Below are 20887 nucleotides of genomic sequence, written 5' to 3'. Positions count from 1 at the left end.
TATTGAATTCTTTAAGTCCTCCTATTCATTTATTATGGCATTTTTTCAACCAAAAGGGCAATAATGGAAATAGTGGAACTCACTCGTGAAGAGTTTTTAACCTCAGCACAAACTATTGAAGATTTTGACAGTCTGAATTTCAGCAAACACTGCTTAGATTGGTGGGATAACTATTACAGTTGGACAAAATTTCCTCCTTTGGCACTCAAAGAAGATGACGAACACCTCTGTTATTTGTTCTACCATATCTCTAAAGACAACGAATATTTAACCATCCACAATCTTCTTACTCCTAAACTCTTTCGTTATAAAGGGTATGCCCAAATACTCTTAGAACACATTTTCAAAACCGTTGCCAAACAACCCGTTCGGCGTTTTAGAATGTATTGTGTCTCTTCATCTTTAGGCTTTTACAATAAATTGGGGTTAGAGTATTGGGGAATTAATGATTCTGGGCAATACTATTGTGATTATAAGATGCCTGAACAATCCATAGATGAGATACCAAAAATCGTTCAAGAGGCCTCTTTGGATGAGTTAAGTGATGAATCCATTTTAGAGATATATAAGAAACTTAAAAACAATGGGACACAACTCGAAGAGAAAAGATCCGATATTTTTAAAAATTCTTTGGATGAATTTTCAGATAAATATCACTTTGATCTGTTGTCTAAAAAAGTAGATGAAATCAACAAATAATTATAAAATCTCTTGAACTCGTCCAACTTCACCAGAGGTGAGCCGAACTTTTATCCCATGAGGATGACTGGGTGAATTGGTTAAAATATCTTTCACCACTCCAGAGGTCAATTTCCCACTTCTTTGGTCTGCTTTTAAGACAATATTGACTTTGAGTCCTTGTTTGATATCAAATCGTTTTTTAGGATCCATTATTGCTCTTTGTGCGTATAACTTAAAATATCTTTGGCAAAATCAATATGATAAAAAAAGATGATTTTAAACAACATCGACACTTTAGTATTTTTCTCAACACTCGTATCTAAAATAGGAAAAGAGAAACCTTTGGCTTCTTCATTTTTGGGTTTAACTGTAATAATAACAGGCTTAAGTGTTTTCATCATATTTAACGTCGCTTGATACTCTTTGGGTTTTAAACCATTGAGCATGTCGCCATCACGTTCCTCTTTTTGCATGGCAGAAAAAAGAGTATTGTAGGTCTCTTTGAAAATTGATTTTTCCCAAGAGAGTTTTCCTTTTGAGAAGTGGCATGCCGCACTCTTATTTAAAATAGGGTTGGGTTTCTCTTTTTTAATCTCTTCAATCATTTGAAGAAAAAAGTTTTTTCCGCCAAGAGTGTTGGCTTTTTCTAAGATATCTTTATGCAATTGTTGTTGTGTTTGTTCATCTAAGTCAATAAAATTCATGCTACTCCGATTGTATTTGTATCTGGAAGTATATCAAAATTTGCTCTGTTTTAAAGCGCTATTGAATTGAATGTAGCAATTAATGGCTGTCTCTTTTGTTTAAATTGATATCAAAATACTCATTTAAGATTTTATTGCGACTCTTTTCCGTTATCTCCCAAGATTTTTTTTCACCATCTTTTTTTAAATGAACGGTATTGTTTGTCAAAGTAACTCTTCCATCTTTTAACGCACGTGTCACAAGAAGAGGTGCATGATTTGAAAATTTTTCATAATTTTTACCTTCAAAAATGTGGGCAAAATCGGCCACACGTTTGACCTCTTTTGTAAAATGGTATCTGGGATGCCAACCTTTGTGTTTATGATTGATTAAAAGCACATACTCCTCATTGGCGTTTCTTATTTTATACTCATTGTTTTCTGCCACACTGATATAGTTTTCATCATGTAAGGGCATGGGTTCACGCACATTTTGACCATTGGCGACATCAACCAAATACTCTTCATTCTCCAGTTTTACAAGCAATGCCAAATGAGGATAGTCATATCCAATGTAGGTTAAGTCTTCGACTTTTGCCAAAATCATTTGAACACTAAAACCTAAGGTTTTGAGCAAATAAGCAAAAAGCGTATTGGATTCATAACAGATTCCGCCTCGATTGTTGCAAACGATTTTCTCATATATGTTTAAAATATTGGCACTGAACTCTTTGTTGAGCACAAAATCTAAGTTTTCATAAGGGACATAAAGCAAATAGTGTTTCATGAGAAGTTTAAGCGTTTCAAGCGTGGGTTTATAGTTTTGTATATCAGGGGTTAATGCGATTCTTTCTAATATTTTTTCAATTTGAAGCATACTCAAAACCTTACCGTTTTTGAAATTATAGCTTATTGAACTTTAGTTAAACCAAGGGCATTGAGTTTATAAATCGTAGGCGTTAAACTCTCAATAAAACTTTTATGGTGAGATACAATAATCATCGATTTCTTCAAACGATTTAATATGGTAATAATTTTTGCTTCTGCCTCTTCGTCCAAGGCATTTGTTGGTTCATCTAAGAGTAGAATCTTTGGTTCTAAAATAAGCAAACCTGCAAGTGCCACAATCTTTTGCTCTCCGCCACTGAGTTCAAATATGATACGATCTCTTAAGTGTAAAATTCCCAATTCATCCAAAAGCATCATCCCTTTTTCTATGGAATCCTCTTTGCTCTCTCCCTTAGCTCGAAGGGCAAAAATGACATCTTCAATGACCGTAGGACATAAAAAATGGTTGGATACATCTTGAGGCAAATAACCAATATTTGCTCGATGACTTTTAAAATCTTTTAAATCGTTGATTTTATTGTGAAAAATCTCCACAAAACCTGCGGTAGGACAAATGAGTCCTGCGGCAATTTTAAGTAAGGTACTTTTCCCACAACCATTGGGACCAATGATAGCAACTTTCTCTTCATGCCCCACATTTAAAACCACATTTGAAAAGAGTGTTTTATCTTCACACGCATATTCAACTTCTCGAAAATTCAATGAGCAACTCATACCATAAACACCTTGAATAAAATTACAACTGCCACAAATAAGACCAAAAAGAGATCTTTAAGTTCCACCAAGGAGCTCTCTAAAAGGTAAATATTCCCATTAAAACTTCTGCTTTTAAGACTCTCTTGCATGTTGTGTGCTTTTTTGATTGATTTAATGAACATCATACCAAAAATATTGCCAAAGGTTTCATAAGTGAAGAGTGTACTTTTTGAATGAAATCCTCTGACTTTGAGTGTATTCTTGATGTTTTTAAACTCTTGCAATAAATACGTAATGAGTGAAATCGTAAAATAAAAGGTACTGACAAATTTATTGGGAAAATGCAAGGCATTAAAACCTCTTACAATGTCGTAGCCTTTTGATTTATAAAAGAGTGTGATATTAAAGCCCAAAATCAGATTGGTTCTGAAAAAAAGCTCCCACGCTTTTTGTTCATTTTGGAAATAGACAAACAAGACCAAAAAGAGAATGAAAAAATTCAGTAAAAAAACTTTTTTCAGAATTTTTGGCACCTCTTTATAATCGATAAAAAAAAGATAAAGTATGGGGAAAAGGTAAAAAATATGCAAAGCATTAAACGCAACAAAGCCCGAATAGATAAATGAAACAACTAACTTAACGGCCTGATTACTCACGTTTTTTTACCCTTTTTAAAATATAAAAAAGCGCTGCCATAATCAACAATGCCCATAAAATTTTCCAATGCTCACTCTTTTGCTCTTTTTGTTGATGCTCCTCAATTTTTTCAGTAGATAACTTCTCCGTCTCAATCGTTTGAGAGACAAAATGCCCACTGCCTGCATCAATACTGATGTTGAGTTTTTCATACGGTGAAGTATAAATGTATTCACCCTTTTCATCAAGCACATCTTTAAGAATTATTTCTTCACCGTTTTTAATGGTTAAACCACATTTTTGGCAAGGTGCACCCGAAGCAAAATAGGCATAAATATCAATTTTACTCTTTTCAGAAGTGACAAACAAATTGATTTTATGCGCAAATACAAAACTTACAAGAAGTAAAAAAAGTGTCAATATTTTCATCTTATGCCTTTAACATTTGGGGATAGCTTTTTTGAATGAAAGAGAGTAAAAACATCGTTACAACTCCCTCAATCATCATGGCTATAAAATTAACAGCAAAAATAGTATATGCTGCCCACTCATACTCCGCTTTTGAAAAATACAGCGTACCTGTTAAAAAAAGAGTTGAGAAAAAAACACCCAAAAATCCTACCAAAAAGAACTTAAATTTCTCATTGAGTTTTTGTGTTATCTCTAAATGGTATAAGTAGTAAATAATAATAGCAGGAGTTGCCATAATAAAAAGATTTACCCCAATAGAGACGACCCCACCATAGCCCAACAAAAGTGCTTGCAAGATGAGTGCAATAGCAATACTTAAAAAACAACTCCAGCCAATCAATAAACCAATTATGCCCACTAAAACAAGGTGTATTTGGGTCACACCCAAAGGAATATGTACAAAAGTTGCTATAAAAAACATTGCACTCATGGCTGCAGTAAGAGTGATGTTCTCCTCTTTAATATCTCTGGCGGATTTGTACAAAGCAAACAGACTCACGGCAGATATCACCACCGTAGCTTCTAAAGAGATAACGCCATCTGAAATGTGCATTTTAGTACGCCTTCACCCAAATAAGTGCCCCATTTTCTATTGGATAGCTTTTGCCATCTTTGTATTTAAGTTCACCCTCTTCAATAAGTGCTGCAAAACCCCACCAACCTTTATGGTTCATAACAAAACTGAACTCTCCATTGGCATTGGTTTTCACCACTTGAGTCACATGTGCATCGCTGGGTGCTTTTAAGCCAAACTCATTATAAAGTTCAACTTCAACTTCTGTATCTGCTGCTGGTTTTCCATTATGTAAAACCACACCTGAAAAGATATTGCCGGCATACAGACCAAAAGGTTTTACCAAAGGTACGATTTCATATTTCAAACCAAGGGGTTTATCCCAACCCTCTTCAAGTCCATAACCACTGACAATCAACTTTGGTACATGAGAGATAAACTTCTCTTCACTGGGTTCAAAGTAAGGTGTTGGTTGTACAAAAAATTGATAAATACCTGGTCTTTTAACTTTATATTCCCCTTTCCAAGACTTATGGTCTAACTTGGACGTTTGAGTCACAGGAATAGGAGTTTTTGTAGAATCAAGATAAACCCCTATAGGTTTTTCCATTGTCATACCACTTTGTTCAAACGGATGAATAAATGAGATATCAAATGTCAGCGTTGAATCTTTTTGATTCTCAATCACATCATGATTTGAAATAAACGTAAGAAAATGTGCATTAGCAACAGTAGCTAAGATAAGTGCAGTCAATAATTTTTTCATTTTAACCCTTTTTTTGATTTGAGACATTATAAACTTATGCTTTTTACAGTAAAATAAATTTTTATATTTCTTATATACTTTTGGGACTGAAAATGCATTCATGTATCTACTGTCATGCCAGACAGACTTATCAACTTAACAATGGCCACATTAAATGTGCTGCTTGCAAGAGAAAATACTCTCTTAAAAAATTTAAGCAACAAAAAGAGATCATTAAACACTTTTGCAATGACTCTACTGCTTTACAAACTGCACATCAACTCAACCTTAACTATGTAACAGTATTAAACCAATACAAACGTTACAGAGCTTTAATCATTCGATATGCCGATGAACAGTATCAAAATAAGAAAACCGCTTCCAGTGAGTATGATGAGTATATCTATAAAAAGAGTCCCACTCATTTGGGAGAAAATTTTTTAACCTTTACTTATGAGAATAAAATCTATAATCTGATGTTGCCTTCACTTCAAAAATTCACCAATTATGACAACAATGAAAAAGATTTATCCAAATTTTTGTTTTTACATAAGATTGCAAAGTTAGAGAGCAAACACTCATTAATCAATGATTTTTGGTCCTATTTTGAAAGTGCGTTAAAAAAATACAAAGGGGTTGAGAATGGGAATTTTATCTACTATTTAAAAGAGATTGAGTTTAAATTTAATCACGTAAAAGAAGTTCAAGAAGAGACTCTTCTTAAACTCTGTTGGGCTTAATCTTTAGGCATAACCTTGACATCCACAATTTGGAACTCAATTATATTAAGATAAGTACCTAAAATAAGAACTTTAATTAAAATAGAATTTTATAGTACCGTAAAAAATACCGTATAATTTTATACCTGCCAGTAATTATAAATATTTAATTAATTTTAAAAATTAAGATTTCTTATTAAGTTTATAATTTTTAAAAAATTCATCAATCTTTAATTTTATTATATATAAATTAATATTAAATATATAAAAACATAACGCCAAAAAACAATATATTTTCTTAATAAAAATCCCATTTATAGGGACTCTTACTTTTTATTGTCAATTCTCAAAAATTAAACTAAACTTCTCAAAACAGATAAAAAAGAAAGGAAAATAATCAAATGGAAAATGATAAATTACTTAAAATAAAAGAAGTATGTAATCTACTAAATGTGTCAACTAGAAAATTTTACGAGGATATCAAAACAGATAAAACTTTTCCACAAAGTTTTAGATTAGCAAATACTAAAACAAAACTATATTCACAAAAAGAAGTTACTGAATGGATTAGTTTACAAATGCAACATAATAGAGTTTCATAAAACTCAACTCTCTTAATCGATCGAGAAATTTTTTAAGAAAGAAGAGCCGTGTATTCAAAACATAGTTGTCATGAACATGAATATTATAATAAAAATATGCTTGTTCTTGATTAAATATATTTAATTAATAAAGGACACATAATATGTCATTACTAGTAACTGCAAAAGTACTTAATACAATATTACCATCTTCAGCAAAAAGCATTTTACTTCCAATTGGAGATTTTGCTGATGATAATGGCTTTGCTTTTCCATCTATTCGTACCTTATCATTCAAATCAAGTGTAAAAAAGACTGCCCTACTATATCACTTAAAGACCTTAGAAAATTTAAAACTTATAAAGCGTACAAAAAGATATGCAGACAATTCAAACAAAAGGCATACTTCAACTGCATATTTAATAAATATAAAAGAACTTGATAAATATACATTTGAATATAAAAATTTAAATAAAGAAGACTTAGCAAAATTAGAAAGGAAAATTATAGAAGTTGGAAATAAATATCAAAAAGAATATCAAGATGTTAGAAATTATGAATCAGAAAAAAGAAAAAGAAAATCAAAAAGTTCACAATGTGAACAACCTAAATTAAGTGAAAAGTCACAATGTGAACAATTAAATGATTCAACTTGTGTGAACAACTTGAATCATCAATCTTATATTGATGAAGATGAACTAAATAAATATTTTGATGAGTTTTATCTATACCTCAATACAATAGGAATATATGCTACTAAGTCAATTGAAATGCATAAAAATACTATTAAAGTCAATTTACTAAAAGGTCATAAGTTTACTATGCAAAATTATAAAGATTTTAGGTCTAAAAATACTGCTTAGTATAGTGTTCGGTCAAATAATCATTTGTGAATGAACTTTTCTACTCACACTACACACATTTTCCAACAAGTTGAAAAATCGTGTAAAAGTGAAAAATACAAGAATTCATTCATAGAAAAAAGGAAGGTTTGAAATGAATTTATTTTATTTTCTAAATATAGACACACACCCAATGGGTATGTGCTTGTAAATTTCAAGAAATGAAATTTCAAATTCACTATGTAGTAGTGCTAATTTGCAAATTCGCACTAGAACTCTAGATGCAATTTGTATAGACCCTCAGGGTCTATAATTTAAAGATAAGGACATAATATGAGAAAAGCAAGTTTTAATTATCAAGGAATGAAACATCATTCTTATAAACATAATTTTAGAAAATCTAAGGTAAATTATCTATTAATTCATGATGATAGTGTAAATGAGTATTATAATAGTAAGGTAGATTTAGATAAATATTTAGACAAAGCAAAAACTTTAGGTAAAGAGCTTACAAATAGATCTATGCAACAAAAGGCTATTGATAACTTTTACCAAGAAGCTGTTATTAATCTACTTTCACACCATACCATTGAAGATGTAAAACAGTTATTTAAAAACCTACAAGAACAATTTAACACAAAAGCCTTTGAACCACTTCAAATATCAGTACATAAAGATGAAGGTGTTTACCTTAAGTTTTTAGATAATAACCTTGATATTAACCATCTATGGCATGATGCTACTAATCTAAAGTTTTATGATACTAGAACTTATGAAGATGTATCAGATAAGATAATTTCTTATGCTCCAGCAAGAGATATTTATTATGATGATGTAACTAAAAAGTTTTATGAAGATGAAGCCTTTACCAAAGAGTTTAATACAACAGATAAAGAAACTTATATAAATTACCATGCTCATGTAGTATTCTCAAAATTTGATCCTACTAAAGGCAAAAATGTTAGGCTATGTAAAAGTGATCTAAGTACTATCCAAGATATAACAGCAAATTCTTTAATTATGAGAAGGGGGCAAAAAGGTCAAAATAAAAGGTTAAACCATTGGCAATTAAAACAAGCCATTGATATAAATAAACAAAAACAAGAAGATTTACAAGCTAAACTTCAAGAAGAAACTAAAATTAAAAACAACTATGAAAATAGTTTAAATAAGGTTGCTGATATTCTTCAATATGAAGGGGAAGATATAGATAAATTAATTGAAGAGACTAAAAAACTGAAACAAGCCTATCAATCTACCTTAGAACAACTAAATACTATTGATACAATAATAGTTACTAAAGCAAAAGTACCTAAAGAGATAAATACTTTAGATAAAAAGATTGCATATATAGTTCAAGAGAATAACTGGTTTAAATCAAAGTTTATGGAACTAGTTAATATCCTAAACATTGAGGTTAAATCATTTACTGAAATTTTTGAAAAAGTTAGAGAAAAACTAAGTTCAAAAGGTAAAAATATATTTAGTAAATTAATTGAAGATACTAAAGAGTTAAATAAAAAGATTCTTGTTGAGCCTAGGGTAAATGAAAAAGTTGATTTAGATTTTAGTTTCAAAAAAGATAATGTTGTAAAAAAAGAACCATTTAAAAGAAAAAAAAATAAAAATGATTCACTATAAATCACTTTCATTTTACTATAGATTATATTTAAAAATGATACACTAACAATCTTATATAAAAACTATCTGGGAAAACATGATAAAAGAGAATGACATAGAACAAAATTTTATTAATAAATTAGTTGATCAAAAATATACATACAGACCTGATATTCGTACCCGTAAAACTTTGGAAGAAAATTTCAGACAAAAATTTCAAGAACTGAACTATGTCAATCTAAGTGATGCAGAGTTTTCAAGACTAATAGATCAGATTATCTCTGCTGATGTCTTTACAGCTTCAAAACGATTAAGAGAATACAGCACTTTTGAACGAGATGATGGTACCCCACTACACTATACACTTGTAAATATAAAGAATTGGTGTAAAAATAGCTTTGAAGTTATCAATCAACTACGGATGAATACAGACAATAGCTATCACAGATACGATGTGATACTACTTATCAATGGTATCCCTCTTGTGCAAGTTGAGCTCAAAACTTTAGATATATCTACACGTCGTGCAATGCAACAAATAATAGAATATAAAAATGATATAGGTAATGGCTACACAAAAACACTACTTTCTTTTATGCAACTTTTTATTGTGAGTAATCAAAATAATACTTACTATTTTGCAAACAATAATACTAAGCATTTTAATTTTAATGCAGATGAGCGATTCTTACCTCTTTATGAATATGCAGATGAAGAAAATAAAAAAATACATCTTCTAAACGATTTTACACAAACCTTTTTATCAAAATGTACTTTAGGTGAAATGATAAGTAGATATATGGTACTAATAGAGAGTGAGCAAAAACTTATGATGATGCGACCGTATCAAATTTATGCGGTTAAAGCCATCGTGTCATGCATAGATAGAAATTGCGGAAACGGCTATATCTGGCATACAACGGGAAGTGGTAAAACACTCACATCATTTAAGGCTTCAACACTACTCAAAGATAGCCCTGATATTGAAAAATGTCTGTTTGTAGTGGATAGAAAAGATTTAGACCGTCAAACAAGAGAAGAGTTTAACAAGTTTCAGGCAGGGTGCGTAGAAGAAAATACCAACACCGATACACTTGTTAAAAGACTACTCTCAAATGATTATAGCGACAAGGTAATCGTTACAACCATACAAAAACTAGGTATTGCACTTGATGGTACAAATAAAAACAACTATAAAAAAAGACTTGAATCTTTAAGTGATAAACGAGTTGTATTTATCTTTGATGAGTGCCACAGAAGCCAATTTGGAGAGAACCATAAAGCGATAAAAGAGTTCTTTCCAAAATCTCAACTTTTTGGTTTTACAGGTACCCCTATTTTCCCAGAAAACTCTACCTACAAAGAGATTAACGGTGAAGAGAAAACTATCAAGACTACTGCAGATATATTTGGAGGAGAAAAACCACTGCACGCCTACACCATCACCCATGCCATAGGCGATGATAATGTTTTGCGTTTCCATGTGGATTATTACGAAGCAGATACAAAAGTGAAAACAAACAATACCATCAGTCAAAAAGCAGTTGTAGAAGCCATCTTAGCTAAACACGACGCGGCAACCCAAGAGAGAAAATTTAACGCCGTCCTAGCCTCATCATCTATCAACCATGCTATAGAGTACCATAGACTTTTTAAAGAGATTCAAGCAGAGCAAAAAACACAAGATGAGAGCTTTATGCCTCTTAATATCGCTTGTGTATTCTCTCCGCCTGTGCAAGTGCTTGACCCAAACTCAACCAACAAAAAAGACATCGAACAACTCGAAGAGGATTTACCCCAAGAAAAAGCGGACAACTCTGTCAAACCAAATGAAAAGAAAAAAGCTCTCATAGAGATTATCAACGATTATAACATTCAGTACGGTACAAACCACGACATCAACAACTTTGATGCATATTATCAAGATGTACAACAGCGCATCAAAGACCAACAATACTCAAACCAAGATTACCCTCATAAAAACAAGATAGATATAACCATCGTAGTTGATATGCTTCTGACTGGATTTGATTCTAAGTATCTGAGTACACTCTATGTAGATAAAAACCTAAAATATCACGGACTTATCCAAGCATTTTCAAGAACAAACAGAATATTAAACGACACTAAACCTTATGGTAATATCTTAGATTTTAGAGGGCAAGAGGATGAAGTAGATAAAGCGATGGTACTTTTTTCAGGTAAAAAAGACAAAGAGCAAGCTAAAAAAATATGGCTTGTAGATGCTGCTCCTGTTGTGATAGAAAAACTCAACAATGCGGTAAGTGCCATAGAGAGTTTTATGACCTCAAAAGGACTTAAAAATACCCCTGAAGAGGTAAACAACCTACAAGGCGATGAGGATAAAGCACGATTTATCAATCTCTTCAAAGAGGTGCAACGCCTAAAAACTCAGCTAGACCAATACACAGACCTCACCGAAGAGAACAAACAAACCATCGAGGAAGTGATCCCCAAAGATACCCTTAGAGCTTTTAAAGGTGTCTATCTTGAAACAGCGGCAAAGCTAAAAGCACTGCAAGAGAAAAACAAAGATGAAGCTTCTGACTTAATAGAACAACTTGATTTTGAGTTTGTTCTTTTTGCTTCTGCGGTAATTGACTATGACTACATCATGAGTCTTATCGCCAAATATACAGGCACATCAAGTGAAAAACAAAAGATGAATAAAGAGCAACTCATAGGACTCATAGAATCAGATGCCAAGTTTATGGGTGAAGTTGAAGATATAAAAGCTTATATAGAAACTCTTAAAATGGGAGAAGTTTTAAATGAGGATGAGATTAAGATAGGCTACGAAATTTTTAAAGCCAAAAAATCATCCAATAAGATTGATGAGATAGCGGCAAACTATGGACTGGAGAAAAAAGCACTTAAAGAGTTTGTAGACATAACCTTAACACGCCTTATCTTTGATGCTGAAATGTTAAGCGACCTCTTTGCTCCGCTAGAGCTTGGCTGGAAAGAGCGAGCCAAAAAAGAGACACAGATGATGAACGAGCTGATACCGCTTCTTAAAAAACAAGCGGGTGAACATGAGATATCGGGGCTTAGTGCGTATGAAGAATAAAAGCCTTACATGTAACGTACCTGAGCTAAGGTTTTCTGAGTTTAAAGATGAGCCTGAATGGAAAGAAAAGCCACTTGGAAAATGTTTGTTAAAACATCCAGATTATGGAGTAAACGCGGCAGCGGTACCATTTTCAGAAAACTTACCGACATATTTACGAATTACAGATATTTCTGTGGATGGATATTATCTGAGTAATGAGAAAGTTTCAGTAGATATTGATGCAACAAGTGACAATTATTTAGAAGATGGGGATATTGTTCTTGCTCGAACTGGTGCAAGTGTTGGAAAATCCTACAAATACAGAAAAGAAGATGGTGCTTTAGTTTTTGCTGGATTTTTAATTCGTGTAAAACCTGATAAGAAAAAATTGAATTCAGATTTACTTTTTCATTTTCTTTCAACTGATAAATATTGGAGTTGGGTCAATATTACTTCTGCACGCAGTGGACAACCAGGCATAAATGGAAATGAGTATGCAAGCTTACTTGTTCCAATTCCAGCAACATTAGAAGAACAACAAAAAATCGCTGATTGTCTCTCTTCTATCGATAATCTTATCACCGCCCAATCTAAAAAAGTAGAAGCACTCAAAGAGCACAAAAAAGGGCTAACGCAACAACTTTTCCCGACTGATGGCGAAAAAGTACCAAAGCGTAGATTCCCTGAGTTTTTGAATGATGGGGAGTGGGAAGAGAAGCCGTTAAGTAAAGTTGGAGAAATAATCACAGGAAGTACTCCTGCCACTGCCAATTTAGAAAACTATGGCGGTAGCAAATTATTCGTATCACCAGCAGATATTTCGGATACAAGATATATAACGACAACAAAAACAACTCTCAGCGAACAAGGTTTTATGCAAACAAGACATATTAAAGCAAATAGTATTTTATTTGTTTGCATAGGTTCAACTATTGGAAAAGTCGCACAAAATAAATTTGATTGTGCAACGAACCAACAAATAAATTCTATTGTACCTTTTGATGAATATTCAAACGATTTTATATATTCAGCTCTAGAAAATAGTTCATCAAGAATAGCTTCACTAGCTGGGAATCATGCTGTACCAATTATAAACAAGACTTTTTTTTCATCTGTTTTGATTAGCTGCCCTTTATTGCCTGAACAACAAAAAATCGCTGATTTCCTAAGTTCCATCGATAACCTTATCACCGCCCAATCTAAAAAAATAGAAACACTAAAAGAGCATAAAAAAGGGCTAATGCAACAGCTATTTCCAAGTAATAATATAAAAGGATAATACAATATGGAATTGTCAGAAGTAGCAAATCAATTAGTTTCTTTGGAAGAAAGTATAGTGTTAGTCTATGCATTTAATGCGACAGGTAAGACAAGATTATCGGTTACCTATAAAAATGAAACTAAAAAGGCAAATGATGATAAACATTCAGGGGTATACTATAATGCTTTTAGTGAAGATTTATTTGGTTGGGATAACGACAATGAGAATAATGAAGAAAATATTTGTTTAAAAGTATTACATAGTAGTCTAAGTAAATTTCATAGTTTATTTACAGAAGAAGAAATTAGAGAAAAATTAAAACCATATAATCCCAAATATGATTTTAGATTTGAGATAAATGATGCGGAAAAAGGTATTGAATCAATTACTTTTTTTATGCCAGAAGATGAAGAGACAAATATTAAAATTTCAAGAGGTGAAGAGCGTATATTTGTTTGGTGTTTTTTCTTAGCATTGTTTGAAGTTGAAGGGTGGGCAGATGAGCAGTCTAAACATTTTTTCATCGATGATCCTGTTTCAAGTCTGGATGATCATAATATTTTTGTAACGGCAATAACGCTTTTTGACCTAATCGAAAAATATTTTAAAGAAAGAAAAATTGTAATAACAACCCATCATATTGGTTTGTTTTCTATCTTATATAATTGGTTATACAAAGGAGAAAAAGCTTCCAAATTCAAAAAAAGAGGTGGTGGCTCATATGTTAAATCTTATATATTGAATCGTAAAGACGACAATACTTTATCATTAGATAAATTTGAAAAAAGTGTATTTCTATACCACTTACATTTATTGCAAAAATTAAAAAAAGCAAAAGATGATGATGAATTATATGGCTATCATTTTGTATTATTAAGACAAATTTTAGAAAATATAGCTTCTTTTTTAGGTGTTGGACAGTTTGCATATGTTTTACAACAAATTGGTATTAATGATGTAAAAATTCCAAATATGATAAATGTTTTATCTCATAAAAATGTTTTCTATTATGAAACAGATACCATATCTCCAAGTAATAAAGATGATTTTAAAGAAATATTAAATGCTTTATTTGCTAAATATAATTTTCAAGTATAAAGAGGTTAATCAATGAGCGAAGAAGAAAAAAACAGACTAGGTCAAATTCTTTGGGATATTGCCAATGATTTACGAGGGACTATGGATGCAGATGATTTCCGTGATTATATGCTTTCATTTTTATTTTTACGCTATCTATCAAGTAACTATGAAAAAGCGGTAAAAAAAGAGCTAGGGTCTGATTATCCAGATGACACACCTCAAGATGTGTTGAAAAAGCTTAAAGCAGCCACCCCATTACAAATTTGGTATGACGAAAATCCTGATGATATAAAAATGTTTGAAAAAATGATGAGAAAAAAAGTGCATTATGTTATCCCTCCAAAGTACACATGGGACAGCATAGCAGAGATGGCACGAACCCATGATGATGAACTATTTATAACTTTAGAAAAAGGTTTTAAGCATATCGAAGAAGAGTCTTTTGAAAGTAGCTTTGCAGGACTGTTTTCAGAGATAAACCTTAGTTCGGAAAAATTAGGAAAAACCCCAAAAGACAGAAATAAAAAGCTTTGTGACATTATTAGTAAAATCGCTAGTGGGATTAAAAATTTCTCAACCGATAGCGATAAACTAGGGGATGCCTATGAGTACCTCATAGGACAGTTTGCCGCAGGAAGCGGTAAAAAAGCGGGAGAGTTTTATACTCCGCAGGCAATTTCTACTATACTCTCTGAGATTGTTACCCTTGACTCTCAAGACCCTCGTCTTGGCAAAAAAAACAGACTCGATAAAGTTTTTGACTTTGCTTGCGGTTCAGGGTCTTTACTTTTAAATGTAAAAAAACACTTAGGGAAAGATGGAACTATCGGAAAGATTTATGGTCAAGAGAAAAATATAACTACTTATAACCTTGCTCGGATGAATATGCTTTTGCATGGTGTAAAAGACAGTGAATTTGAGATTTTTCATGGTGATTCTTTAACGAATGATTGGGATATACTCCAAGAGAGAAACCCCAATAAACAGATGAAATTTGATGCAATTGTAGCAAATCCTCCTTTTAGTTATAGATGGGATTCAAGTGAAGAGATGGCTAAAGATATCCGATTTGCTGCTTTCGGGCTTGCACCAAAATCTGCGGCTGATTTTGCATTTTTACTTCATGGCTTTAACTTCTTAGATGATGCTGGAACTATGGCTATTATCCTGCCTCATGGGGTGCTGTTTCGTGGAGGTGCTGAGGAAAGAATAAGACGAGGATTATTAGAAAAAGGATATATTGATACGGTTATCGGTCTGCCTTCCAATCTGTTTTTCTCTACAGGTATCCCTGTGTGTATATTGGTACTTAAAAAATGTAAGCTATCTGATGATGTGTTATTTATAAATGCAAGTGAGCATTTTGCCAAAGGAAAACGTCAAAACCGTTTACGTGTAGGAGAAAACGGTGAGCCAAATGATATTGAGAAGATAGTAAATACGTATCAGTATAGAAAAGAAGAAGATAGATATTCTAAACGAATATCTATGGAACGTATCGAAGAAGAGGGCTATAACCTCAACATATCAAGATACATAAGTACAGCCAAAGAAGATAAAAAAATAGACTTGAAAAAAGAGAATGAAAAACTAGTAGGGTTGGAAGAAGATATAGTTAAATATACAAAAGAACATAATGAATTTTTAAAAGAGTTAAAGTTAAATTTACTTCCTTAAAATACATTGACTTTGAGCATATTATTTATGCTTAAAGTCTATCAAAATATTCAAATCAACTTCTAAATAATCAGCAATCCTAACTACATGAATTAAATTAAAATGTTTACCATTCTTATTATTCTCACAATCACAATAAAAACTAACAGAATTAAATCCTACATTTTGTGAGAATTCTAATTGAGATTCACCTTTTTCTTGGCGATATTTTTTTACATTTTTTGATACTAATTTATAAAATTCTTCGGCATCTTCATAGAGTTTATTCAATTATTCACCTAATGGTTAATTATTTTTTAAAGTGTATCAATATAAAATGTTTAAATCATTCAGCTATAGATGAATAAAACTTATTAGGAATAAAATTATGTCAATTTTCAAAAAAAGTGAAGAGTATCAGGAGTTTATAAAAAAACATAATATCGAATCAGAAGATAATATACGGAATATAAAACATTCAAGCACAGCTGAGTTAATAATTAAAATAATGCTAGTAGGAACAGCAATTTATTGGCTTTATGGAATATGGGGTATGTTCAATTCAAGACAAGGTGGAGGAATATTTATATTCTTATTTTTTACTTCAATTCCTATTGGTTGGATAATATTTATGCTTTTAGAATACAAGGCAAAAAGAATTGCAAAACTAGATCAAGAAATTTTTGATAACTTTTTAACTAAAAGAATAAAAATATTTTACACAAGAGAAGAATCTAATAATTATCTTTTTAATGAAATAAAACATATCTCAAAGAGATTAAAAGATTGTAAAAATCCAAATCAAATTATTATTGAATTATCATTTCAAGCATTTACTTTAAATGCAGAGGGATTGATTATAGTTAATAGAATAAAAAACAGTATAACTCAAGGTGAAACTAGAAAAGGTGGAAAAGGAAGTATTAAAACATCTATACAAGAAGATGCTGAAGCAATTTTAATTAATAATATTAAAGAAAAAACTTCAAAAGTTGAAAATTCAAAAGATTTAAACTACTGGTTTGAGCTAAAAGTAAAAGGTGCTATAACAGAAGATGAATTTAATAAAAAGAAAGAAGAATTATTATAAATTATTCTTCTTTCTTTAAATCATCTAAAATCAGTTTTTTTAAATAAGCAGATTTACTCATTTTTAATTCTTTAAACCTTTTTTCAAAGTCTTCATAGTCCTTAATACTAAGATTTGTTGATACATTTTTAAACTTTGCTTGTGCCTTTTTAAGACTTTCTCTTCTCTTTTTATCTTTTTTTGAAATTTTTTCTTTCTCTTTTTCTTTAGATAAAATAGTCTTTTTTATCTCATACATATCCTTTGATAAAGAAGCTATATTATGGGATATTTTGTCAATATTTTGTGTTGAAAAATCTTCCATTTTTTCTCCAAATAATGATTATTTATAATATTATATATAATCATTACTTAATAAAGACAATTGTAAAGTTTCTATATTCAAATTTAAAAAGGAAAAACTATGCTTATTGAATTAAAATTAGGGAAACCAGTAGAACCTCTTGGAGATTGTGCAACATTCTATATAGAAACAGAGAATCACTACTTCATTGAAGAAGTTAAAAAATATAAATGTCCATTTAGATTGTCAAGGTTTCTTGATGAAGCAATAGAACAATTTGATGATATCAAAGAGCTTATTAGATTAGAACCTAATCATAAAGTTGACTTACTTATTGATTTATTAGCTGAATCAGAACGAATGATTAAAGATCCTACTTTATTTGCATTTTCAGATAAGTACTTGGAGCAAACTAAACATTTAGATAAATATGGCTATGAGATTGATTTAGAAGAATCTGATTTAACAGAACAAAGTGATAGAGGTTATGAAATGGAAGTTGATAGTTATTTGTATAAATAAATTATTATTTGAATTATTAAACTTTTAATAGATTATTTACTATAAATATTTTATAGATATTTTATTATAATCAATAAATAAAAGGAGAATATTTATTATGAATATCAAAAAAGCTAAAGCAATATATTTTAAATTAAGATATATAGAAAGAATTACTGACTATGCTAGGTTAAGTAATTATGAAAAAAGAACTCAAGAAGAGGTCAGAAAAATATATTCCACTTTGAATCAATATTATTTTATTAAAATAAATGATGAAATAAAAATAAATCAAGATGAGTTTGAAAGTCTTCTATCTTCTTTTATAAAATATAATGAACTTAGTCAAAAATACAATAATGAGAATAGAAAATTTCTTTTTGAGAATCCTGAAAAAATAGTAGAGTGGTTTGAAAGTAAAAATAATATGTGCGGGTATTGTGGAATAACACAAACTGAATTACAAGAAGTTAAAGTTAAAAGAGATGGTAATTTAACTCTAAATAAAAAAACTAAAAGGAGTCAAGCTACCTTAGAAATTGAGCAAACAACTCCAGTTGTGAATACAACTAAAGCTTATGATGATTTTAATAATCTAATTCTAGCATGTCCATTGTGTAATAATGCAAAGAGTAATTTAATTGATAAAGAATCTTGGAAAGAAATTTTTGTAGATTCTATGAGAAAATATTATGAAAAAATACTTGGAAAAAAATTATTAAATAAAAAGCCTGAATAAAATTTCTTAATCAAGAAGTTTATCCAACCAATCAGCATACCACTGTATCAATTCTCTTTTCTCTTCAAAGTATTTAAACTTTGACTCTCTATTATACGAGGCTTTAACTCTGTTTCTTTCCTTATGAGCTAAACAAGCTTCTATAATATCAGAATGAAAGCCATGCTCTTTATAAAGATTATGTGCAGTAGTTGAGAACATACTTCTAAAGCCATGTACTGTATGTCTATTTTGATATCCAAGCCTTACTAATGTATCACTTAGAGTTGCACCTGATACACCTCTATCGCTTTTTTGTGGAGAAGGAAATACAAATTCACTTCTATGTCTTGAATATGGCTCTATTTCTTTTATAAGCTTAATAGCTTGATGGGGTAAAGGACAAACAAATTCTATATTCATTTTCATCTTCTCTTTTGGTATAGCCCAATAGCCCTCTTCTAAATTTAACTCATTCCATCTCATTAATCTAATATTTTCACTTCTTACAAATACATAAGGAAGTAGTTTAAAGATAAATATAGTACTTATGTCACTTCTATATTTTTCACTTATTGAGTTTATATCTATAAGTAACTGTTTAATATCATCAGGTTCTATTAGTGCTGGAAGATGTGCATCCTTTTTCTTTGGTACTAAAATTGATTTTTTATCTATATCAGCAATGATATTATGTTCTACATATTCATTTGTTACAGCATACATATAAATTTTATTTACTAAAGCAAATAATCTATGAACTGATTCTATTACACCTCTTTCTTGATATTTTTGTAGGACAGTAATGATATCCATTCTTTTAATATCTTTTATTGCTATATTACCTAACCACATAATTATATTTTTTAGAACTCTTGTATTTTGAATTATAGTAAGTTCAGATTTACTCTTTTTTCTTAAAGCTAACCACTCTTCTATCACATCACTTAAAGTTATAGTTTCTGATGTTTTTTTAGCTCTTTTAATAGATATAGGATTCACATTATTAACTAGTGAGTACTTAGCTTCATCTTTTTTTGTTCTTGCATCTTTTAAAGATACAGTTGGATAAATACCAAAAGACATAGATTTTCTTTTTCCACCATAAGAGAAGTCATATCTCCAAGATTTTGTTCCATTTTTTTTAACTACAAAATAAAGACCTTCGCCATCACTTAGTTTATAATCTTTTTCTTTAGCTTTAGCATTTTTAAGTTGCGTATCATTCAGGGGTTTAACGGTTCTTGCCATTTTATTACGGTACTCACTTTCTAAAAGTTTCTCAATACCGTCTATAGTACCGTAAAAATACTGTAATTATTCTAAAAAGTTTGTAATTGATTGTAATTGATTTGCAGTTAAAAACCCTATATAATATCGATTTTATAGGGTTTTTTATGATTATTTATTAATCTTTAGGCATAACCTTGACATCCACAATTTGAATCTCTTCCATGTTCCAGACATTGCCTTTAACATAAGGTTCATTTGAGAGCCATGTTTCAAACTCTGATTCAGTATCAAAATTGGTAATCACTGTCGAACCAATCATCTTCTCCTCTTCAATCATTGCACACGCAGTGATGATTTTTCCCTCTTTCATAAGCTTTTGTGTCGCTTTTACATGAGCAGCACGTGCTGCCATTCTTTTATCAAGTGCATTTTCATAGTCATACGCGATTACTAAATATTGCATAGTGTTCCTTTCTCTTTTTTCGTAGTATACTACAGTTACATAAAAATCATTGCCTTTACTTTATTGCATCAATGGCAAAAAGAAAAGTCAATGGGTAAATCACCACATTCATATATCGATATAAAATCCCCATTTTTACATTCATAGGCATCACCTCTTCAAGCGTTTGACCATCCGATAATTTTTTCATCATAGAGATTTTAAAAGCAACATCAGCAAACTTTATCAACGCCATAACCAGCATCAAAAGTGTTTGATTGTTCAAATAAACCATTAAAAAAAGGGTATAAAAAAAAGTGGGATTGAGTATAAAAAATGTAAAAAGTGATTTTTGGTACACCATGAAGTTATTTTGAATAACTCCATGCAGTGTATCGGATTTTTGCCAATTGGCTTCAAACAGTTCTAAAGCTACAAATAAAAAAAATAAAAATATATAGTTTTCCATCTTGAAGCCTTAACAATGAAGCCAGCGCTTCATTGTTTAATTTT

Annotated in this window: 25 protein-coding genes; 12 read left to right on the top strand and 13 right to left on the bottom strand. The window is 30.8% G+C overall.

Translation table 11 applies throughout. From position 1 onward, the window contains the following. Nucleotides 1-63: 63 nt before the first annotated feature. Nucleotides 64-699: an N-acetyltransferase gene (locus ACNI3C_RS07020; RefSeq protein WP_419769104.1), complete on the top strand. Its 636-nt coding sequence runs from the start codon at nt 64-66 to the stop codon at nt 697-699. Here ACNI3C_RS07020 and ACNI3C_RS07015 read toward each other — a convergent pair whose 3' ends face one another. The 8 genes from ACNI3C_RS07015 to ACNI3C_RS06980 form a co-directional block, all read right to left on the bottom strand. After that, nucleotides 700-891 (bottom strand): YwbE family protein, encoded by a 192-nt coding sequence (locus ACNI3C_RS07015; RefSeq protein WP_419769103.1) that lies wholly within the window; start codon nt 889-891, stop codon nt 700-702. Beyond that, nucleotides 891-1385 carry a hypothetical protein gene (locus tag ACNI3C_RS07010; RefSeq protein WP_419769102.1) on the bottom strand — a complete coding sequence of 165 codons (495 nt, stop codon included), beginning with the start codon at nt 1383-1385 and terminating at the stop codon, nt 891-893. Before ACNI3C_RS07010 ends, ACNI3C_RS07015 begins: the two co-directional genes overlap by 1 nt. A gap of 79 nt (nt 1386-1464) precedes the next feature. After that, entirely contained in the window at nt 1465-2241 is a 777-nt protein-coding gene (locus ACNI3C_RS07005; RefSeq protein ID WP_419769101.1) for an arylamine N-acetyltransferase family protein, read from the bottom strand. A 32-nt stretch (nt 2242-2273) separates the two neighbouring features. Beyond that, complete coding sequence (locus tag ACNI3C_RS07000; protein WP_419769100.1) at nt 2274-2927, bottom strand: energy-coupling factor ABC transporter ATP-binding protein; 654 nt, start codon at nt 2925-2927, stop codon at nt 2274-2276. Beyond that, nucleotides 2924-3565, bottom strand: a complete 642-nt coding sequence (locus ACNI3C_RS06995) for an energy-coupling factor transporter transmembrane component T family protein (RefSeq protein WP_419769099.1) — start codon at nt 3563-3565, stop codon at nt 2924-2926. Before ACNI3C_RS06995 ends, ACNI3C_RS07000 begins: the two co-directional genes overlap by 4 nt. Beyond that, the gene (locus ACNI3C_RS06990; RefSeq protein WP_419769098.1) at nt 3558-3974 is read right to left on the bottom strand and encodes a hypothetical protein; all 417 of its coding nucleotides are present in this window, start codon (nt 3972-3974) and stop codon (nt 3558-3560) included. Before ACNI3C_RS06990 ends, ACNI3C_RS06995 begins: the two co-directional genes overlap by 8 nt. A 1-nt stretch (nt 3975) precedes the next feature. After that, nucleotides 3976-4569 carry a cobalt transporter CbiM gene (gene cbiM / locus ACNI3C_RS06985; RefSeq protein ID WP_419769097.1) on the bottom strand — a complete coding sequence of 198 codons (594 nt, stop codon included), beginning with the start codon at nt 4567-4569 and terminating at the stop codon, nt 3976-3978. A gap of 1 nt (nt 4570) precedes the next feature. Beyond that, nucleotides 4571-5296 carry a DUF4198 domain-containing protein gene (locus ACNI3C_RS06980; protein ID WP_419769096.1) on the bottom strand — a complete coding sequence of 242 codons (726 nt, stop codon included), beginning with the start codon at nt 5294-5296 and terminating at the stop codon, nt 4571-4573. A 92-nt stretch (nt 5297-5388) separates the two neighbouring features. On the opposite strand from ACNI3C_RS06980, the gene ACNI3C_RS06975 reads away from it, so the two are divergent. The 8 genes from ACNI3C_RS06975 (at nt 5389) to ACNI3C_RS06940 (ending at nt 16128) form a co-directional block, all read left to right on the top strand. Then, nucleotides 5389-6015, top strand: a complete 627-nt coding sequence (locus tag ACNI3C_RS06975) for a transposase (RefSeq protein ID WP_419769095.1) — start codon at nt 5389-5391, stop codon at nt 6013-6015. A 380-nt stretch (nt 6016-6395) separates the two neighbouring features. Next, nucleotides 6396-6596, top strand: coding sequence for a hypothetical protein (locus tag ACNI3C_RS06970; protein ID WP_419769094.1), 201 nt, complete (start codon nt 6396-6398; stop codon nt 6594-6596). Between the two features lie 143 nt (nt 6597-6739). Beyond that, nucleotides 6740-7438, top strand: a complete 699-nt coding sequence (locus ACNI3C_RS06965) for a helix-turn-helix domain-containing protein (RefSeq protein ID WP_419769093.1) — start codon at nt 6740-6742, stop codon at nt 7436-7438. Nucleotides 7439-7750: 312 nt separating this feature from the next. After that, nucleotides 7751-9058, top strand: coding sequence for a hypothetical protein (locus ACNI3C_RS06960; RefSeq protein ID WP_419769092.1), 1308 nt, complete (start codon nt 7751-7753; stop codon nt 9056-9058). 76 nt (nt 9059-9134) lie between these two features. Beyond that, the gene (locus ACNI3C_RS06955; RefSeq protein WP_419769091.1) at nt 9135-12128 is read left to right on the top strand and encodes a type I restriction endonuclease subunit R; all 2994 of its coding nucleotides are present in this window, start codon (nt 9135-9137) and stop codon (nt 12126-12128) included. Continuing rightward, entirely contained in the window at nt 12118-13389 is a 1272-nt protein-coding gene (locus ACNI3C_RS06950; RefSeq protein WP_419769090.1) for a restriction endonuclease subunit S, read from the top strand. The genes ACNI3C_RS06955 and ACNI3C_RS06950 overlap by 11 nt, the downstream gene beginning before the upstream one ends. 6 nt (nt 13390-13395) lie before the next feature. Beyond that, entirely contained in the window at nt 13396-14469 is a 1074-nt protein-coding gene (locus ACNI3C_RS06945) for an AAA family ATPase (RefSeq protein WP_419769089.1), read from the top strand. 12 nt (nt 14470-14481) lie between these two features. Next, the gene (locus ACNI3C_RS06940) at nt 14482-16128 is read left to right on the top strand and encodes a type I restriction-modification system subunit M (RefSeq protein ID WP_419769088.1); all 1647 of its coding nucleotides are present in this window, start codon (nt 14482-14484) and stop codon (nt 16126-16128) included. 21 nt (nt 16129-16149) lie between these two features. On the opposite strand, the gene ACNI3C_RS06935 is transcribed toward ACNI3C_RS06940, so the two are convergent. Further along, nucleotides 16150-16398, bottom strand: coding sequence for a helix-turn-helix domain-containing protein (locus ACNI3C_RS06935; protein WP_419769087.1), 249 nt, complete (start codon nt 16396-16398; stop codon nt 16150-16152). A gap of 97 nt (nt 16399-16495) precedes the next feature. On the opposite strand from ACNI3C_RS06935, the gene ACNI3C_RS06930 reads away from it, so the two are divergent. Beyond that, a complete protein-coding gene (locus ACNI3C_RS06930; protein WP_419769086.1) occupies nt 16496-17197 on the top strand; it encodes an SHOCT domain-containing protein in 702 nt (233 codons plus the stop codon). A gap of 1 nt (nt 17198) precedes the next feature. Here ACNI3C_RS06930 and ACNI3C_RS06925 read toward each other — a convergent pair whose 3' ends face one another. Beyond that, nucleotides 17199-17501, bottom strand: a complete 303-nt coding sequence (locus ACNI3C_RS06925) for a hypothetical protein (protein ID WP_419769085.1) — start codon at nt 17499-17501, stop codon at nt 17199-17201. Nucleotides 17502-17600: 99 nt separating this feature from the next. On the opposite strand from ACNI3C_RS06925, the gene ACNI3C_RS06920 reads away from it, so the two are divergent. After that, complete coding sequence (locus ACNI3C_RS06920) at nt 17601-18002, top strand: hypothetical protein (RefSeq protein ID WP_419769084.1); 402 nt, start codon at nt 17601-17603, stop codon at nt 18000-18002. A 97-nt stretch (nt 18003-18099) separates the two neighbouring features. Continuing rightward, nucleotides 18100-18720 carry an HNH endonuclease gene (locus ACNI3C_RS06915; RefSeq protein ID WP_419769083.1) on the top strand — a complete coding sequence of 207 codons (621 nt, stop codon included), beginning with the start codon at nt 18100-18102 and terminating at the stop codon, nt 18718-18720. Nucleotides 18721-18726: 6 nt separating this feature from the next. Here the strand turns inward: ACNI3C_RS06915 and ACNI3C_RS06910 are convergent, their stop codons facing one another. From ACNI3C_RS06910 to ACNI3C_RS06900, 3 genes are all read right to left on the bottom strand, one after another. Then, a complete protein-coding gene (locus tag ACNI3C_RS06910; RefSeq protein WP_419769082.1) occupies nt 18727-19950 on the bottom strand; it encodes a tyrosine-type recombinase/integrase in 1224 nt (407 codons plus the stop codon). A gap of 157 nt (nt 19951-20107) precedes the next feature. Continuing rightward, nucleotides 20108-20395 carry a YciI family protein gene (locus tag ACNI3C_RS06905; RefSeq protein ID WP_419769081.1) on the bottom strand — a complete coding sequence of 96 codons (288 nt, stop codon included), beginning with the start codon at nt 20393-20395 and terminating at the stop codon, nt 20108-20110. 55 nt (nt 20396-20450) lie between these two features. Beyond that, complete coding sequence (locus ACNI3C_RS06900; RefSeq protein ID WP_419769080.1) at nt 20451-20843, bottom strand: hypothetical protein; 393 nt, start codon at nt 20841-20843, stop codon at nt 20451-20453. Between the last annotated feature and the right edge of the window lie 44 nt (nt 20844-20887).

It is taken from the genome of Marinarcus sediminis (SeqCode) (assembly GCF_048571275.1).
In the GTDB taxonomy this organism is placed as follows: Bacteria; Campylobacterota; Campylobacteria; order Campylobacterales; family Arcobacteraceae; genus Marinarcus; species Marinarcus sediminis.
This window is presented reverse-complemented; position numbering and strand designations above follow the sequence as displayed.

Bases quoted from the DNA above. Each gene is read 5' to 3' on its own strand.
- ACNI3C_RS06930 (WP_419769086.1), top strand. From the start codon at position 16,496: ATGTCAATTTTCAAAAAAAGTGAAGAGTATCAGGAGTTTATAAAAAAA.
- ACNI3C_RS07000 (WP_419769100.1), bottom strand. From the start codon at position 2,927: ATGAGTTGCTCATTGAATTTTCGAGAAGTTGAATATGCGTGTGAAGAT.
- ACNI3C_RS07010 (WP_419769102.1), bottom strand. From the start codon at position 1,385: ATGAATTTTATTGACTTAGATGAACAAACACAACAACAATTGCATAAA.
- ACNI3C_RS06965 (WP_419769093.1), top strand. From the start codon at position 6,740: ATGTCATTACTAGTAACTGCAAAAGTACTTAATACAATATTACCATCT.
- ACNI3C_RS06990 (WP_419769098.1), bottom strand. From the start codon at position 3,974: ATGAAAATATTGACACTTTTTTTACTTCTTGTAAGTTTTGTATTTGCG.
- ACNI3C_RS06945 (WP_419769089.1), top strand. From the start codon at position 13,396: ATGGAATTGTCAGAAGTAGCAAATCAATTAGTTTCTTTGGAAGAAAGT.
- ACNI3C_RS07020 (WP_419769104.1), top strand. From the start codon at position 64: ATGGAAATAGTGGAACTCACTCGTGAAGAGTTTTTAACCTCAGCACAA.
- ACNI3C_RS06970 (WP_419769094.1), top strand. From the start codon at position 6,396: ATGGAAAATGATAAATTACTTAAAATAAAAGAAGTATGTAATCTACTA.
- ACNI3C_RS06900 (WP_419769080.1), bottom strand. From the start codon at position 20,843: ATGGAAAACTATATATTTTTATTTTTTTTATTTGTAGCTTTAGAACTG.
- ACNI3C_RS07015 (WP_419769103.1), bottom strand. From the start codon at position 891: ATGGATCCTAAAAAACGATTTGATATCAAACAAGGACTCAAAGTCAAT.
- ACNI3C_RS06955 (WP_419769091.1), top strand. From the start codon at position 9,135: ATGATAAAAGAGAATGACATAGAACAAAATTTTATTAATAAATTAGTT.
- ACNI3C_RS06950 (WP_419769090.1), top strand. From the start codon at position 12,118: ATGAAGAATAAAAGCCTTACATGTAACGTACCTGAGCTAAGGTTTTCT.
- cbiM (WP_419769097.1), bottom strand. From the start codon at position 4,569: ATGCACATTTCAGATGGCGTTATCTCTTTAGAAGCTACGGTGGTGATA.
- ACNI3C_RS07005 (WP_419769101.1), bottom strand. From the start codon at position 2,241: ATGCTTCAAATTGAAAAAATATTAGAAAGAATCGCATTAACCCCTGAT.
- ACNI3C_RS06960 (WP_419769092.1), top strand. From the start codon at position 7,751: ATGAGAAAAGCAAGTTTTAATTATCAAGGAATGAAACATCATTCTTAT.
- ACNI3C_RS06975 (WP_419769095.1), top strand. From the start codon at position 5,389: ATGCATTCATGTATCTACTGTCATGCCAGACAGACTTATCAACTTAAC.
- ACNI3C_RS06910 (WP_419769082.1), bottom strand. From the start codon at position 19,950: ATGGCAAGAACCGTTAAACCCCTGAATGATACGCAACTTAAAAATGCT.
- ACNI3C_RS06940 (WP_419769088.1), top strand. From the start codon at position 14,482: ATGAGCGAAGAAGAAAAAAACAGACTAGGTCAAATTCTTTGGGATATT.
- ACNI3C_RS06980 (WP_419769096.1), bottom strand. From the start codon at position 5,296: ATGAAAAAATTATTGACTGCACTTATCTTAGCTACTGTTGCTAATGCA.
- ACNI3C_RS06915 (WP_419769083.1), top strand. From the start codon at position 18,100: ATGAATATCAAAAAAGCTAAAGCAATATATTTTAAATTAAGATATATA.
- ACNI3C_RS06920 (WP_419769084.1), top strand. From the start codon at position 17,601: ATGCTTATTGAATTAAAATTAGGGAAACCAGTAGAACCTCTTGGAGAT.
- ACNI3C_RS06905 (WP_419769081.1), bottom strand. From the start codon at position 20,395: ATGCAATATTTAGTAATCGCGTATGACTATGAAAATGCACTTGATAAA.
- ACNI3C_RS06925 (WP_419769085.1), bottom strand. From the start codon at position 17,501: ATGGAAGATTTTTCAACACAAAATATTGACAAAATATCCCATAATATA.